Annotated in this window: 14 protein-coding genes; 10 read left to right on the forward strand and 4 right to left on the reverse strand. The window is 32.7% G+C overall.

The genetic code is table 11. The features are described 5' to 3' along the window. The first annotated feature begins 1 nt into the window (after nucleotide 1). The 9 genes from ACZ446_RS03725 (at nucleotide 2) to ACZ446_RS03765 (ending at nucleotide 11822) form a co-directional block, all read left to right on the forward strand. Entirely contained in the window at nucleotides 2-877 is an 876-nt protein-coding gene (locus tag ACZ446_RS03725) for an ABC transporter permease (protein WP_464393794.1), read from the forward strand. A gap of 40 nt (nucleotides 878-917) precedes the next feature. Then, on the forward strand, nucleotides 918-1949 hold the full coding sequence (locus ACZ446_RS03730) for an ABC transporter ATP-binding protein (protein WP_464393795.1): 1032 nt from the start codon (nucleotides 918-920) through the stop codon (nucleotides 1947-1949). Further along, complete coding sequence (locus tag ACZ446_RS03735; RefSeq protein ID WP_464393796.1) at nucleotides 1949-2923, forward strand: ABC transporter ATP-binding protein; 975 nt, start codon at nucleotides 1949-1951, stop codon at nucleotides 2921-2923. Before ACZ446_RS03730 ends, ACZ446_RS03735 begins: the two co-directional genes overlap by 1 nt. A gap of 123 nt (nucleotides 2924-3046) precedes the next feature. Further along, complete coding sequence (locus tag ACZ446_RS03740; protein ID WP_464393797.1) at nucleotides 3047-4636, forward strand: ABC transporter substrate-binding protein; 1590 nt, start codon at nucleotides 3047-3049, stop codon at nucleotides 4634-4636. Between the two features lie 278 nt (nucleotides 4637-4914). After that, entirely contained in the window at nucleotides 4915-5964 is a 1050-nt protein-coding gene (locus ACZ446_RS03745; protein WP_464393798.1) for a LacI family DNA-binding transcriptional regulator, read from the forward strand. Between the two features lie 65 nt (nucleotides 5965-6029). Then, a complete protein-coding gene (locus tag ACZ446_RS03750) occupies nucleotides 6030-7337 on the forward strand; it encodes an ABC transporter substrate-binding protein (RefSeq protein WP_464393799.1) in 1308 nt (435 codons plus the stop codon). Between the two features lie 76 nt (nucleotides 7338-7413). Further along, the gene (locus ACZ446_RS03755; protein WP_464393800.1) at nucleotides 7414-8484 is read left to right on the forward strand and encodes a carbohydrate ABC transporter permease; all 1071 of its coding nucleotides are present in this window, start codon (nucleotides 7414-7416) and stop codon (nucleotides 8482-8484) included. Then, nucleotides 8481-9347: a carbohydrate ABC transporter permease gene (locus tag ACZ446_RS03760; RefSeq protein ID WP_464393801.1), complete on the forward strand. Its 867-nt coding sequence runs from the start codon at nucleotides 8481-8483 to the stop codon at nucleotides 9345-9347. The genes ACZ446_RS03755 and ACZ446_RS03760 overlap by 4 nt, the downstream gene beginning before the upstream one ends. A 168-nt stretch (nucleotides 9348-9515) precedes the next feature. Beyond that, nucleotides 9516-11822, forward strand: a complete 2307-nt coding sequence (locus tag ACZ446_RS03765) for a glycosyl hydrolase family 65 domain-containing protein (protein ID WP_464393802.1) — start codon at nucleotides 9516-9518, stop codon at nucleotides 11820-11822. Nucleotides 11823-11916: 94 nt separating this feature from the next. Here the strand turns inward: ACZ446_RS03765 and ACZ446_RS03770 are convergent, their stop codons facing one another. The 4 genes from ACZ446_RS03770 to ACZ446_RS03785 all read right to left on the reverse strand — a co-directional run bounded on the left by ACZ446_RS03770 (nucleotide 11917) and on the right by ACZ446_RS03785 (nucleotide 15300). Next, complete coding sequence (locus tag ACZ446_RS03770) at nucleotides 11917-12714, reverse strand: ABC transporter ATP-binding protein (protein ID WP_464393803.1); 798 nt, start codon at nucleotides 12712-12714, stop codon at nucleotides 11917-11919. Between the two features lie 6 nt (nucleotides 12715-12720). Then, nucleotides 12721-13587 (reverse strand): ABC transporter permease, encoded by an 867-nt coding sequence (locus tag ACZ446_RS03775; protein ID WP_464393804.1) that lies wholly within the window; start codon nucleotides 13585-13587, stop codon nucleotides 12721-12723. A gap of 45 nt (nucleotides 13588-13632) precedes the next feature. Further along, nucleotides 13633-14613 carry an ABC transporter substrate-binding protein gene (locus ACZ446_RS03780; RefSeq protein ID WP_464393805.1) on the reverse strand — a complete coding sequence of 327 codons (981 nt, stop codon included), beginning with the start codon at nucleotides 14611-14613 and terminating at the stop codon, nucleotides 13633-13635. Between the two features lie 261 nt (nucleotides 14614-14874). Then, the gene (locus ACZ446_RS03785; protein ID WP_464393806.1) at nucleotides 14875-15300 is read right to left on the reverse strand and encodes a HutP family protein; all 426 of its coding nucleotides are present in this window, start codon (nucleotides 15298-15300) and stop codon (nucleotides 14875-14877) included. 230 nt (nucleotides 15301-15530) lie between these two features. On the opposite strand from ACZ446_RS03785, the gene ACZ446_RS03790 reads away from it, so the two are divergent. Further along, a complete protein-coding gene (locus tag ACZ446_RS03790; RefSeq protein ID WP_464393807.1) occupies nucleotides 15531-16094 on the forward strand; it encodes a manganese efflux pump MntP in 564 nt (187 codons plus the stop codon). Nucleotides 16095-16150: the final 56 nt, after the last annotated feature.

Here is a 16150-nt window from a genome sequence, read left to right on the forward strand (position 1 = left end):
AGTGGAATGGCAAGAAGTTGTTAAACGGTTGTTGCAGAATAAAATATCATTACTTGGTATTTTAATAATTTTATTTTTTATTATAGTTGCAGTTTTCGCACCCTGGATAGCACCACCCCGTGATCCAGATGATCCGTATTTAATTCCAAGAGCTGGTTGGTCAATTGAACCTCAACCACCAAGCGATGAATACATTTTTGGAACTACTGAAGGTCAATATGATATTTTTTATGGTATTGTTTGGGGAACTAGAACTGCTTTTAGAATAGGATTAATTGTTGTTGGAATTAGTACTTCGATTGGAATAGTTTTAGGAACTATAGCTGCTTATTATGGGGGCTGGATTGATGAAATATTAATGAGAATTACTGATGTTTTTATGTCAATTCCTTTTATAATAGCAACTATTGTTTTAGTTACAATTTTAGGTCAGGGTTTGGCTAATGTTATGATCGCCTTAATTACCTTTAGCTGGATGAGTACAGCTAGATTAATGCGTTCACAGGTCTTATCAGTTAAAGAAGATGAATTTGTTCAGGCTGCACTTGCTTTAGGTGCCAATGACTTTAGAATTATTTTCAGACACATAATTTTAAATACTATTTTCCCAGTTGTGATTCAAGCTTCAATGAGAATGGGATCAATGGTTATTACCGCATCTACTCTTAGTTTTCTAGGTGTAGGTACACCTGAAGGTTATGCTGATTGGGGGCAGATGATTTCCTTTGCTCGTAATTGGATCTTAGGTGTTGAAGGCAATCCATTAAATTACTGGTATACACTTATAATTCCTGGTATAGCAATCACTTTATTTTGTTTATCTTGGAATCTTATTGGTGATGCTTTTCGTGATATTTTAGATCCGAAACTGAACTAGGATGTTTATTTTCTAGACAACAAAAAGGTAGGTGAATTTCTTGAATAAAGAAGCTTTAGTAGAAGTTAAAAACTTAAAAACATATTTTTATACTGAAGAAGGAGTAGTTAAAGCGGTAGATGGAGTAGATTATGAAATTTACCCTGGTGAAACTTTAGGTATTGTAGGTGAATCTGGCTGTGGGAAAAGTGTTACCTCTTTATCAATAATGAGGTTAGTAGAATCCCCACCAGGAAGAATAGAAGCTGGTGAAATTAATTTTCAAGGAAAAGATTTAACCAAGATTTCTGAGAAGGAAATGCGTAAAATCCGTGGAAATGACATTTCCATGATTTTTCAGGAGCCAATGACTTCTCTAAATCCAGTTTATACTGTTGGAGACCAGATTATTGAAGCGATAATGCTGCACAAAGGTGTAGACAGAAAAGAAGCCAGAAAACAGGCTATAGATATGCTTAAAAAAGTAGGTATTCCACTGCCTGAACAGCGTGTAGATGAATACCCCCACCAATTATCCGGTGGTATGAGACAGCGTGTTATGATAGCTATGGCATTAAGCTGTGATCCAAAACTGTTAATTGCCGACGAACCGACAACTGCACTTGATGTAACAATCCAGGCTCAGATTTTAGAACTGATGAACTCTTTAAAAGAAAGCTATGGAATGTCGATAATGATGATTACTCATGATCTGGGAGTAATTGCTGAAGTATCTGATCGGGTAGCAGTAATGTATGCAGGTAAGGTAGTAGAATACACAGATGTCGATACATTATTTGATGACCCCAAACATCCATATACCTGGGGATTAATGAATTCAATCCCTAAATTAGATAAGGATGTTGATCGTCTAGAAGCAATTCCAGGTAGTGTACCATCTCCACTTAATTTTCCTGAGGGATGTAAATTTAATACCCGCTGTCCTCTAGCAGAGGGTAAATGTTATGATCAGGAGCCTCCTTTAGAAGAAGCAGCAGCAGGACATAAGGTTCGCTGTTGGAGGTATAAAGATTTAGAAGAGATCAAAAAGCGCGGAGAAAGAATTTATGAGGATCGAGGTGTTCAGAAATAATGGCTGAAAATTTACTCGAAGTTAAGAATCTAAAAAAATACTTCCCGGTTAAAGCTGGAATCTTTAAAAAGACAGTTGCTCATGTAAAAGCTGTTGATGATATTTCATTTGCAGTAGAAGAGGGAGAAACTCTGGGTCTGGTAGGAGAATCTGGCTGTGGTAAATCAACAACCGGTCGGACAATATTAAGACTTTTAGAGGCAACAGCAGGAGAAGTTATTTTTGAAGGCAAAAATGTAATGGATCTTGACAAAAAGGAAATGCGGGCGATAAGAAGAGATATGCAGATTATCTTTCAGGATCCCTATGCATCATTAAATCCAAGAATGACGGTTGCTGATATAGTTGGTGAACCACTTGATATTCATAATTTAGCAAAGAATAAACAAGAGCGTAACGAAAAGGTAAGAGAAATACTGGAAAACGTAGGTCTTGGTGCAGAGTATATGCACCGCTATCCCCATGAGTTTAGTGGTGGCCAGCGACAGAGAATTGGTGTAGCAAGAGCCTTAGCAGTAGATCCAAAGCTTATTATTGCAGATGAGCCGGTATCTGCACTTGATGTTTCAGTTCAGGCACAGGTTGTGAATCTGCTGCAGGATTTACAGAAAGAATATGGATTAACTTATCTTTTTATTGCTCATGATTTAAGTGTAGTTAAGCATATAAGTGATCGGGTTGCGGTAATGTATTTAGGTAAGATTGTAGAATTAACTGATAAGCACGAACTATATACTAACCCGAAACACCCATATACTCAGTCTTTATTATCTGCAATTCCAGAGGCTGATCCGAAAAAGAAAAAGGACAGAATTGTCTTAGAAGGGGATGTACCATCACCGGTAGATCCACCTTCAGGCTGTAGATTTCATCCCCGCTGTCCAAAAGCTTTTGAACCCTGTTCTGTGAAAGAACCAGAGTTCAAAGAATATGGTGAGGGACACTTTGCTGCCTGTCACTTATTAGATAAATAGATTAAGCTTAAATTTTTAAATCCCTGTTTGGATATTTAAATTCCAAACAGGGATTTTTCTATTTTTGAAGAATAATATAACTAAGCTGAAAAGTAATATTTAATCTAATTTGGGGGAATATAAATGTTAGACAAAAAAATATATTTATTAATACTTTTAATTATTATTTCAATTACTTTTACTGTAAATGCCGAAAACTATGGAGGGAATTTAAGAGTTAAATTCAATAAAAGCCCTTTGACTTTAAATCCAATTTATTCAACAAGCAGAATAGAAAAAACAATAAATAGTCAAATTTTTGATAGATTATTGATCTTAAACAATCAGGGTGAATTAAGCAATAATTTAAGCGAATCCCTAGAAATTAATACTGATGCAACTATTTTTACATTTAATTTAAAGAAAAATGTATACTTTCATCCCTATCAGCTTAATGGAAGAGAAGTAGATTTAGAGCAGAGAAAAGTTACTGCAGCAGATTGGAAATGGTCATTTGAATATTTGGCTGATCCCAATAATAAATCTCCACATTCAGATCTTTTTGAAAAAGTAAAAGGGTTTAATGATTATCAAGCTCAAAAAACAGATGAAATAAGTGGGATTAAAGTTATAGATGATTATCAGCTTCAAATTAGTTTAAAAGAATCATTTGCGCCTTTTATTTATAATTTAGCTAAGGAAGCAGCTGTAGTTATTCCTAAAAGAGCTGTTTTAGAGTCAGATCAAAAATTTTCTCTAAATCCAATTGGTACAGGTCCGTTTAAATTTAACAGTTTTACTAATAATCAAATTCAGTTAACCAAAAATCAAAATTATTGGAAAAAGACAAATCAGCAGAATGAATTACCTTATTTAAATCAAATAGAATATTATTTTAACAATAGTGATAATTTAGATAGTAGTTACAAAGAATTTGATTTATATCAGCTTAGTTATGGACAATTAATTGATTATTATCATATTAATAAAGACTTTAAAAATTACGAGCTTAAAACAGTAATTAATAATAATTTATATTTTGTGGCATTTGATTTTAGAGAAGATTATATTGAGGAAAGAAAATATAAAACAATAAAAAATAAAGTTAAGTTATCTTTAAATAAAAATCAATTTAATCAGATAGTTAAAGTTAATAATTTTATTCATAGCCAAAATATGAGTGATGGTTTTAATTTATTGAATAGAATCTCTGCTCAAAGTGAAGCTGCACTAGAAAATGAACAAAGTATTCTTGATGATTTTGAGCTGAAGATTATTACTAATAATTCTGATCTCAGCTTAAAAACTGCTGAATTTTTAAAAACAGAACTAAAAAAAATTAATGTTAAGCTTCAGGTGGAAAAGTATAATTGGATTCAATATTTAAAGCAGCTGCAAAAGAACTCTAATCATGATCTTTTTGTGATGTCATATGATTATGAGAACAAATTTGATTTTGTTGCTGATAATTTTTATTCTGGATCAGAAAAAAATTACTTTAGCTATGAAAATAGTAGAATTGATAATTTAATTGATTATATAAGGCTAACAAAGAATAAGGAAAATCAAAATAGAGCTTATGCAATAATAGAAGAAATTTTAATTAAAGACAATCCTTATCTGGTCTTATTAAAGGGTGTTAATCATTTTTTAGTATCTGATAAATTGTCTAATTATGATTTTTTAGAAAACATTAACAGCAAAAATAGATTTGAACTCTTATATTTTGAATAAGAGTTCAAAATTGCGCTCAATGAAAACCATTTCATTTTTTCAGACGATTTTCATAATATAAAATAACTGAAATACAATAATATTTAGAATATAAAGTCTTTTGATCAAGATACTAAAACTTTGAATCAAATTTGCTTTATTCAGGCTGAATTACTGCTAAAATTATTAAAAATACTCAAATTATCAAAAAAATCTGTAATTTTTGCAGGAATTATTCCCTTTGTATTGAATATTATAAATAGTGAAATGGATTTCATTACAATTTGGGAGAGAAAATTATGGATGTTACTATGAAAGATGTAGCAAAATTAGCAGGAGTTTCATTAAGTACAGTTTCGCGTGTTCTAAATGATAGTTCACTAGTTAGAGAAGAAACAGCAAAAAGAGTTGAAAAAGCTGTTGAAAAGCTGGATTATCAAATTAATGATTCTGCTCGAATATTGAGAACAAATACCAGCAATCTAATTGGAGTCATTGGTGCTGGAATGGAGAGGCCTTTTTTAGCAAATTTACTAAAGGGCATTGAAGCTGAGGCCAGAGAGCGCGGATTTGCTCTTATTTATGGTGATTCTGATGGAGAATTTGAAAAAGAGCAAAATTATTTGAATATTATGAAGCAGAAAAAAATTGATGGAATTATTTTGATAACAACTAATTATTATAATGATCTTCTTTCAATAGTTAAAAATTATAATATTCCTGTTGTTTTTGCATCTGGTTATATTAGTGATCCTGAAATTAGCTGTGTTACTGTTGATAATGTTGCTGCAGCCTATGATATGGTGGAATTCCTCTGTCAGGCTGGGCATAGAAATATAGCTTTTATAAAAGGACCTGATCTGGATATGCTTGCCAGTCAGGAAAGAGCAAGGGGAGTTAAACTGGCTTTAAGATTAAGTAATATAAAATACGATCCAGCCCGAATAATCGAAGGTGATTTCACCTTTGAAAGCGGATATTCAGCAGCTCAAAAAATTATAGATAAATTTCCGGATGTAACAGCAATTTTTGCATTTAATGATGAAATGGCAGTTGGAGCTATTAGATATTTAAAAGAACAAGGAATCAGGGTACCTGAAGATATCTCAGTTGTTGGTTTTGATGGTATTGAATTGGGAAAATACATAAGTCCTGCTTTAACTACTATTAAACAATCTGGTTATCATTTAGGTTTAAAAAGTATAGAGATTTTGACTAAGATTATTAAGAAAAAGAAAATAGAAGATAATAAAGTCTTTATTCCACATGAACTTGTGGTTAGAGAAAGCACAAATAAATTAAATGAACTTACTACTAATCAGGAGGTGATTATGAACAATAATATGTAGTTAAGATTATTTTATATTCTTAACATATTTAAATTCATCAATCAATTTGAGGAGGAGAATTATTAATGAGAAAAAATTTATTTTTAGTTTTAGCTTTAGTTTTTGTTATTACATTTAGTGGGGTTGCTTTTGCTGATAATCATGGAGAGGAGATTACTTTAACTGTTGCTGGTGGTGCAGTTGGTCAGGAAAAAGAACTAACTATTAAAGCTGCAGAAATGTATATGGAAATGAATCCTAATGTAACAGTAGAAGTTTTAGAAACCCCTGATTTAGCTAATGATAGATTAGGGCTTTATTTACAGTTTTTAGAAGCTGAAAGTCCTGAAGTAGATGTCTATCAAATTGATGTAATTTGGCCAGGTGATTTAGCAGAGCACTTTATTGATTTTTATGACTATGGTGCCGAAGAAGTTGTTGATAAGCATTTCCAGGCAATCGTTGAGAACAATACAACAACTGATGGTCGTTTAGTTGCTATGCCTTGGTTTACAGATGCAGGTCTTTTATATTACAGAACAGACCTTTTAGAAAAATATGACCGTGAAGTTCCAGAAACCTGGGATGAATTAGAAGAAACTGCTCAATATATTATGGAAGAAGAAAGAGCTGCAGGTAATGAAGATTTTTATGGTTATGTATGGCAGGGAGACGCTTATGAAGGTTTAACTTGTGACGCTCTAGAATGGACATATTCTAATGGTGGTGGACAGATAGTAAGTCCTGATCAGAAAATAACAATTAATAATGATAAAGCAATTGAGATTATTAATCAAGCTGCAGGTTGGGTAGGAAATATTTCTCCAACTGGTGTAACAGGTATGGGCGAAGAAGATGCTCGTTCAATGTTTGAAGCAGGTAATGCACTCTTTATGCGCAACTGGCCTTATGCATATGCTTTAGCAAATCAAGAAGGTAAACCTACTAATGGCAACACTGATGTAGCACCTTTACCTGCTGGAGATAGTGGTAAATCAGCAGCAACTTTAGGAGGCTGGAACTTAGGTGTAAGTAAGTACAGTAATCATCCTGAAGAAGCAGCTAAATTAGCCATGTTCTTAGCTGGAGAAGAAGTACAAAAAATGCGTGCTGTTGAAGGAGCTTTCAACCCTACAATTAAATCATTATATCAAGATGAAGACGTACTGGAAGCAGTTCCTTTCTTTGGCAGTCTTTATGATGTATTTACAAATGCTGTAGCTCGTCCTTCCACAGCAACTGCTCCTCAATATAACCAGGTATCAGAGTTATTTTTCCAGGCAGTTCATTCAGTACTAACTGGTGAAAGTGATGCTCAAACAGCTATTGAGTATTTAGAATTAGACTTAATGGATACTACAGGATTTGAAACTGGTGATCCAGTACAACCATAAGTAAAGTTCTTTAAAATTATTAATAATCTGGAGGGGAATTTCCTCTCCAGATTTTCTAAAAAAAGGGGGGAGCTTAATGGCAAATAGTAATTCATCAAATCTGGCAAAAGAAGAACAAAGATTGGCTTTTAAATTATTAATACCAGCATTCCTAATTTTAATCATAATTGCTTTATATCCTCTGGGCCAAGTATTTTATACCAGCTTTACTGACAAGGAATTTGCTTCAAGCAAAGAAACCAGTTTTGTTGGTTTAGATAATTATCAAGCACTTTTATCAGTTACTGTTAAAGAATTAGAACCTATAATTGATGAAGAAACTGGTGAGCAGGCAGTTGATGAAAGAACTGGAGAAAAGCAATTTCAAAGACCGATAAGAGTTTTACCAAGAGACCCATATTTATATCGACCTTCATTTGAATTTAGCTTTTTTGGCAATCGATATGTGGTGGGTGCACGGACTCCAGATTTTATTAAATCTGTCTGGAACACTTTAATCTTCACGATATTTTCAGTATTTTTTGAGACAGTCCTTGGTTTAATAGTTGCACTTGTTGTTAATAGTGAATTTAAGGGTAGAGGGGCAATGAGGGCTGTAATGTTAGTCCCCTGGGCCGTAATCACAGTTGTTTCTGCTAGAATGTGGGAATGGATGTTTGAGCCAACAAGGGCAGGTTTGTTTAATATGTTAGGAGACAGGTTTGGTTTAATCGAAGGCAGTTATTCTTTTTTAAGCAATAATTCTTTACAGCTTCCAGCAATTATAGCGGTTGATGTTTGGAAAACCACACCATTCATGGCTCTTTTAATTCTGGCTGGCTTACAGTTGATTCCAAATGAATTATATGAAGCAGCAGAAATGGATGGAGCCAGTAAGTTTAGACAGTTTTTTAATATTACCTTACCATTATTGAAACCATCACTGGCAGTCGCTTTAATCTTTAGAACTTTAGATGCTTTAAGAGTATTTGATGTGTTCCAGGTAATGTTGTCACAGAAAAGATATTCAATGGCCAGTTTTAACTATTTTCAATTAATTCAGGCCAGGCAGATGGGAATGGCTTCAGCTATTGGGGTTATAATTTTCATTATAATCTTTGGTTTTGCTGTTCTTTATATGAAATCTTTAGGAGTTGATACAGAATGACAAGAGATCAGAAGAAAATATTTAAAAAAATCTTGTTCTATCTTGTGCTGGCAGTAATTGTTATATATTTATTATTTCCATTTTACTGGGCAATTTCTTCTTCTTTAAAGTCAGAGGCTCAGCTTAATATGACTCCAGCAACTTTAATTCCTAGAGACCCTGATACAGGTGAGATATCGTTTTTTACTAGAAACTATAGAGCTATATTTTCTAATGGTGGTTTTGTTAGAGGTTTAATTAACAGTACAATAGTAGCAACTTCAACTACAATTCTGGCTCTTTTAACAGGATCATTTGCAGCTTTTGCCTTAGGAAAACTACGTTTTAAAGGTAAAGCACCTGCATTATACACAATTTTAGCAATGACAATGTTTCCTCAGGTCACAGTCTTATCTGGATTGTATGCAGTAATTAATGCTTTAAATTTAGGTGCCAGGGTAAGTATGATCTTTACTTATTTACTATTTACACTGCCATTTACAACCTGGGTTTTAACTTCATTCTTTAGAGATTTACCTGATGAAATTATGCAGTCTGCCCAGGTAGATGGTGCAACACCATTTCAGACTTTCCACATGATACTACTTCCTTTGACTGCACCGGCATTAGTTACAACCGGTTTATTATCATTTATTCAGGCCTGGAATGAGTACCTCTTTGCTTTAACATTTACATCAATTGATCCAGGTGCTAGAACTGTACCGGTAGCTATTCAATTCTTCTCAGGAGAATTTGCCCGTCAGGAGCCATTTGGAGAAATCATGGCAGCTGCAGTTATGGTTACAGTTCCAATTGTAGTTTTAGTTTTAATATTCCAGAAACGAATTGTAGCTGGATTGACTGCTGGAGCTGTAAAAGGATAATGTAGATTTAAGTTTTTATCAGCATAATTGATAACAGATAAGCTTAGATAAGAATAATAAACTGATTAGAGAATATAGAAATCAGGCCATCAGGATTATAATGAAACTATAATCTGATGGCCTAATTTATTTGTTTAAATTTAAAATTAGATATTGGGAGGTATAAATTTGAATTATAATAACTTCTTTGAAATAAAAGATGGTTGGAACTTGCAAATAAAAGAACTAAAAGAAGAACAGCTGGTTCATTATGGCAGTAATTTATTATGTGGCAATGGTTATCTTGGGTACAGAGGAACTTTGGAAGAGTGGGGGAAAGATGAATATCAGGCATGTGTTGTAACTGATACATATGATATGGCTGATGGTAAATGGAGAGAATTGTCTAATTCGCCCAATGCACTAACAACAAAAGTTATTTTAAATGAAAAAGATTTTGGTGATTATCCTGAAGAAAATATAATGTCTACAGAGCTGGACTTCAATTATAAATATGGAATTTTTAAAAGAATATCTAATTCCAAAGTAGAAAATGATATTGAAATAGTTTCAGAAAGGTTTGCTTCTTATAATAATCTGCATTTGATTGCAAATAATTATCAAGTAAATAAATTGGATCAAAAAGAGATTCAATTAAAAATAGGAATTAATGGTGACGTATGGGATTTAAATGGAGGTCATCTAGAAAATTTTAGTGGAGAATATGATTCTAATAAAAATCTTATCTATTTAAAATCAAATACAGTGGAGAGTAAAATCACCTTAGTAACAGCTTTGTCTTTTAAATTTAAAAGAGGTGAAATTAAAAATTTAAAAGTTGAAAATGAAAACAAATCAATTTATTTATTAATAAATGTAGAGGCTGAAGCAGGAAAAGTAGAATTGGAAAGAAATATGATTGTCTATTCAAGTAATGATCTGGAAGATCCATTAAAAGCTGCTTTAAATGATGCTGAGTTAGCACTAGCATCAGGGTATGATAGTTTAAAAGAAAAGCATCAGGCAGTTTGGGATAAAAAATGGAAACTGATGGATATCCAAATTAAAGGAAATATCTTAGATCAGCTGGCAGTAAGATTTAATCTTTATCATAATATTATTGCCACCCCAGCTCATAGTGAACGGCTACCAATTGGTGCACGTGGCTTATCATGTCAAGCTTATCAAGGCTCAGCTTTTTGGGATCAGGAGATATTTAATTTACCAATGTTTTTATTTACAGAAACAGAAACAGCCAAAAATATTTTAAAATATAGATATCATACTTTAGATGGAGCTCGTGAAAAAGCAGAAAATCTAGGATATGCTGGTGCATTTTATGCCTGGATATCTGGAAAAAGTGGGAAAGAATTGTGTCCATCGTTTTTCTTTAAAGATGTAATTAGTGGTCGTAAAATTAGAAATCATTTTAATGACTGGCAGATTCATGTTTCTCCTGATATAAGCTATGCTATTTGGAAATATTATTTAGCTACAAAGGATCTTGGTTTTATTATTAACTATGGTTCAGAAATTTTATTTGAGGTTGCACGATTTCTACACTCCAGAGTACACTTTAATCAGTACAAAGACCAGTATGATGTTATTAGGCTCCTGGGTCCGGATGAGTACCATGAAAATGTAGATAATAATGCTTTTACTAATTATCAGACACAATTTGCTCTAAAAAAGGCACTGTATTTTTATTTTAAGATGGAAAATGAATATCCTTCAAAGTTGGAAGAGCTTAAAGAAAAAATTAATTTAGATCAATCTGAAATTACTGCCTGGCAGGAGATAGCTGAAAAGATTTACTTATCTCAGCCAGATCAGAATAATTTAATCGAACAATTTGATGGTTATTTCGAGCTTGAAGATACCACAGCAGAAGTGCTGAAAGATAGATTAATTAATAAAGATGAATATTGGGGTTGGCCTAATGGGGTAGCTGTTTTCACACAGGTAATTAAACAGGCTGATGTAATTCAGTTATTTAACCTGCATGATATTTTTTCTGAGGAAGTCTTGAAAGCAAATTATGATTACTATGAGCCCAGAACTCAACATGGATCTTCTTTAAGCCCATCTCAGTATGCAGTTGTTGCTGCTAAATTAGGAAGAGCAGAAGAAGCTTATGATTATTTTAAAAAGTCTGCTTTTATTGATTTAATGAGTACAAATAAGGCAGTTAGTGGAGGAACTTTTATTGGTGGTATTCATACAGCAGCTGCTGGAGGGATCTGGCAGTTAATAATTAATGGTTTTGCTGGGATGAAAATTGATAAAGGAGGTATTTCATTTACACCAGTTCTATGTCAGGCGTGGGAAGAACTTAAATTTAGGCTAAATTATCAAAACAAGAAATTTGATATTATATTAAATAAAAATGAATTTAAGTTAAAAACAGCTGCAGAAAATAGTGGAGCACTTGAATTTAGTGTTTTTGAAAAAGAATATGTTTTGGATGCTGGTACAGAAGTGAAAATAAAGCTGTAGAAATAAAATTATAAACAATTAATCTCTTAATATAGTTCATAATAATTGAGTATAGAAAAAGCTCCCTATGAAAATAGGGAGCTTTAATATCTTATTAAACAGATAACAGCATTCGGTCATTGTTAAATTTACCACCATGTTTGATTTCAAACATCTTAAGCAGCTTTTCAATAGTAAGATCTTTCTTTTCTTCTGCTTTTATATCATAAATAATTTGGCCACCATCCATCATTATTAAACGGTTACCCATTTTTATTGCATCTTCCATGTTGTGAGTAATCATTAGGGTAGTTATATTATTTTCATTAACCAGCTCAGCTGTAAGATTTTTAATCTTAATTGCAGTAGCAGGATCTAAAGCTGCTGTATGCTCATCTAGAAGCAGCAGACGAGGATTAGCTACTGTTGCCATCAAAAGTGTTAAAGCCTGTCTCTGACCTCCAGATAAAAGCTTAACTTTAGTAGTTAACCTTTTTTCTAAGCCTAAATCAATTTTTTCAAGGTGTTTACGCATTATCTCTCTTTTATGTTTGCTTAGACCCCACCTTAAAGAAAGATTTCTTGACTTAGAAATCGCCAGTGATAGATTTTCTTCAATAGTCATTTCTGGTGAAGTTCCAGCTAAAGGATTTTGAAAAACTCTTCCAATTTTTTGAGCACATTTATATTCAGATTTTTTTGTGATGTTTTCATTATCTAAAATAATGCTCCCATTTTCAACCGGGAAAACTCCAGCAATAGAATTTAAAAGGGTAGATTTACCTGCTCCATTACTACCTACTATTGTTATAAAATCACCTTCATTAACTGTTAAATCAATTTTATCAATTGCTATATTCTCGTTTGGAGTACCTTTGTAAAAAATTTTTTCTAAATTTTTGACTTTCAGCATTTTTTATCACCTCAATGCTTTTTTAATTCTTGGAGTAGATAAGAAAATTATTACCAGTATAGCTGTCAGTAATTTCAAATCAGAAGCAGCCAGGCCTAAATTTAGTGCTATTGAAATACTGAAACGATAAAGAATGGAACCAATAATAACACCAATAGTAGCGATAATAATAGATCTATCTCCGATTACGACTTCTCCAATAATAACTGAAGCTAATCCTGCTACAATTGTACCAACTCCCATATTAACATCTGCAAATCCCTGATACTGTCCAACAAGCGCACCAGATAACGAAACAAGTGCATTTGAGAGAATTAAACCTAACATTTTCATTGAATTAGTACTGATTCCCATACTCCTAATCATTTGAGGATTATCTCCAGTAGCTCTCAGTGCAAATCCTATTTGAGTATTTAAGAAAGCATCTAAAACCAATTTTACTGCAGTAATAATTACAATTAACAATATTAAATTATTCCAGGGATAGGGAATTCCAAGGTCTCTAATAAAAGAAAAAATAGTTCCTTTACCAATCAAGGGAATATTGGGTCTGCCCATTACCCTTAAGTTTATTGAGTAAAGAGAAGTCATTGTTAAAATTCCTGATAAAAGTGGAGCAATTTTTAATTTAGTGTTCAAGAAGCCTGTAATTGCTCCTGCCATTCCACCAGCAGCAACTGCCGCAGCTAAGGTAACAAATGGATCAACTCCAGCTACCAAAAGTCTTGCTGAAACAGCAGCACCTAAAGGTAAACTACCATCAACTGTCAGATCAGCAAAATCAAGAATTCTAAAGGATATAAAGACACCTAATGCCATAATACCAAAGGCAAGGCCCTGTTCTAAAGACGTAATTGCAAAACTTAGATTCATAACACACCTCACATCATTTCTAAACCAAATATTTTATTAAATTGTTTACTCCTGAGTTATTTCTTCATATATTACATTAGCTCTATCTAAAACAGCTGCTGGAATTTCTAAATCTAAATTATCTGCAGCTTTTGTATTAAGATATAACTTTAATTCTTCTGAAGATTCCACAGGCATTTCTGAAGGATCAGCACCATTTAATACTTTAGCTGCCATTTTACCAGTTTGAATACCAAGCAGCTTATAATCAATTCCTAAAGTAGCTATTGCTCCTTGTCTAACCTGACCATTTTCTGAAGCGAATACAGGTATTTTATTTTGATTAGTAATCTGTAAGACAGAAGGTAAAGCTGAAACAATAATGTTATCTGTAGGTACATAAACTGCGTCTACATCTCCAACTAAAGAAGAAGCTGCAAGACTTACTTCACTGCTGTTGCTGACAGTAGCTTCGTGTAAGTTGATTCCCATTGCCTGAGTAGCTTCTTTAACAATATCTACCTGAACAACAGAATTAACTTCACCCGGGTTATATAGAACACCTAAGTCTTTAATTTCTGGAATGAATTCCTTAATTAATTCAATCTGCTGAGCAACAGGGTTCATGTCTGTAGTTCCTGTTAAATTACCACCAGGTTTTTCCATGCTGTCTACAATTCCTGCTTCAACTGGATCGGTAACAGCCGTAAACAAAACAGGTGTTTCTGTAATTACATTTGCAGCTGCCTGTGCATTAGGTGTTGCAATAGCTAAAATCAGATCCAGATTATTACTTCTAAACTGCTGAGCAATTGATTGGGCAGTGGCAAAATCAGCCTGTGCATTTTGTTCAATAAACTCAATTTTATCCTCACCAAAACCTGCCTCTGCTAAGCCCTGAATAAAGCCATCTCTTGCTGAATCTAAAGCAGGATGCTCAACAAATTGTGAAATTCCTATTTTGTATTCTTGCGCTCCAGCTGTAAAAGCAGCAGTCAAAATCAGCACCAACGTTAAAACAAATAAAACTAAAAAGTTATTTTTCATTATTTTATTCCCCTTTCTAACTGGTAGTGGGAATAATAAAAAAACACTCCAGCTGGAGTGTTAAAGTGCTTATAGCATTTTGATTTAAAATTAGGTATAAAAACCCCTTGTTTAAACAAAAGCTTAAGCTTTCCTACAAATTTCTCCTACCGTATTACCATGCTACCAGTTATTTGATTTTCTTTATTATACTATTATAATTATCCCTTTGTCAACTTTATTTGGAGAGGTGAGAAGTGAAACTAGATACTTTCATTTAAGCTATTTTTGTTTATTATCCAACAAAGAACGGTGGCTTAACCCAACAGTTACTTCATTTAAATTAAACATACCAACTCCAAAAAAGACAGCAACAACAATGTGTTCACCACTTCTGGCAACTCCAATTTTCCCACCAACATTTAAACCCATTGTTCTGGGCATAATTTGGGCTAAGGCGTCATGTGCTGCTCCAGCAACTGCCCCTTGTGCTACATGAGAATTGTCGATTATATTTTCTCTCTTTGCAGCAATTACTGCTCTTTCTATAATTTCAGGAACTGATTTATTAAATTCACCACCAAAATCAACAGCAGCAGTATTTATTTCGTCAGCTGCAAATTCCTTTTTTAATTTCTTTTCTTCACTTCTGCTTGAAATAGACATTTTAATAGCTGCTTTAGCAGTTTCAAGACTATTATGTTCCATAATCATTCCTCCTCTGGAATTTATAACTTAATTATAGCAGATATTTTTAGTAAAGTGAAATAACTAGATAGTGTTTATGAGTAGATTAAAATAATCTTAGTTTAAAAATTTTAATTATTTTAAACACTTAAATTAAATTTCATATCATTGAATATTAAAGCTATATATTTTATAATATTAGTAAATATAGAAAAGAATTATATCTATAACTTTTAATAAGATATATTTTAATGATGGAGGGGTTTAAAATAAATATTTTATTAGTAGCTTTTGCCCTGGGCTTAGACGCTGCGGGAGTAACAATGGCAATTGGCTGTGGTAAGCCAACCAATATAGTAGAAAAATCTAAAGTTATTTTTTCTTTTGGTTTTTTTCAATTTTTATTTGCTTTAATTGGTGGTCTGGGTGGTAATTACATTGACCAATATTTTTTTACGATTTCTAATTATTTTAGTGGTGCAGTAATTTTCATTCTGGGGATTTTATTGATTCGTGAAGGGTATAAAAATGAAGAAGAATGTATTTACACAAATTTAAACTTATGGACTGTTATTGTTTTAGGAGTAAGTGTAAGTATTGATGCTCTTGGAGCAGGGTTTTCTCTGCTCTTTAATTTTAGAGAACTAATAATTTTTCAGGACTCACTTATAATTGGTGCAGCAGCCTCAATTATGACAGGTCTATCTTTTATTATTGTTAATTATATTAAACATATTGCCTTAGTTGAAAAATATGCTAATTATATTGGGGGTGCAATATTGCTAATATTGGGAGTCAATACTGTTTTGATGTAATTTATAATATAATAGATTTTAAATTAATCAGCATCTGTAGATATCTAGTCAATAAT

The sequence above is a fragment of the Halanaerobium sehlinense genome, assembly GCF_055379485.1.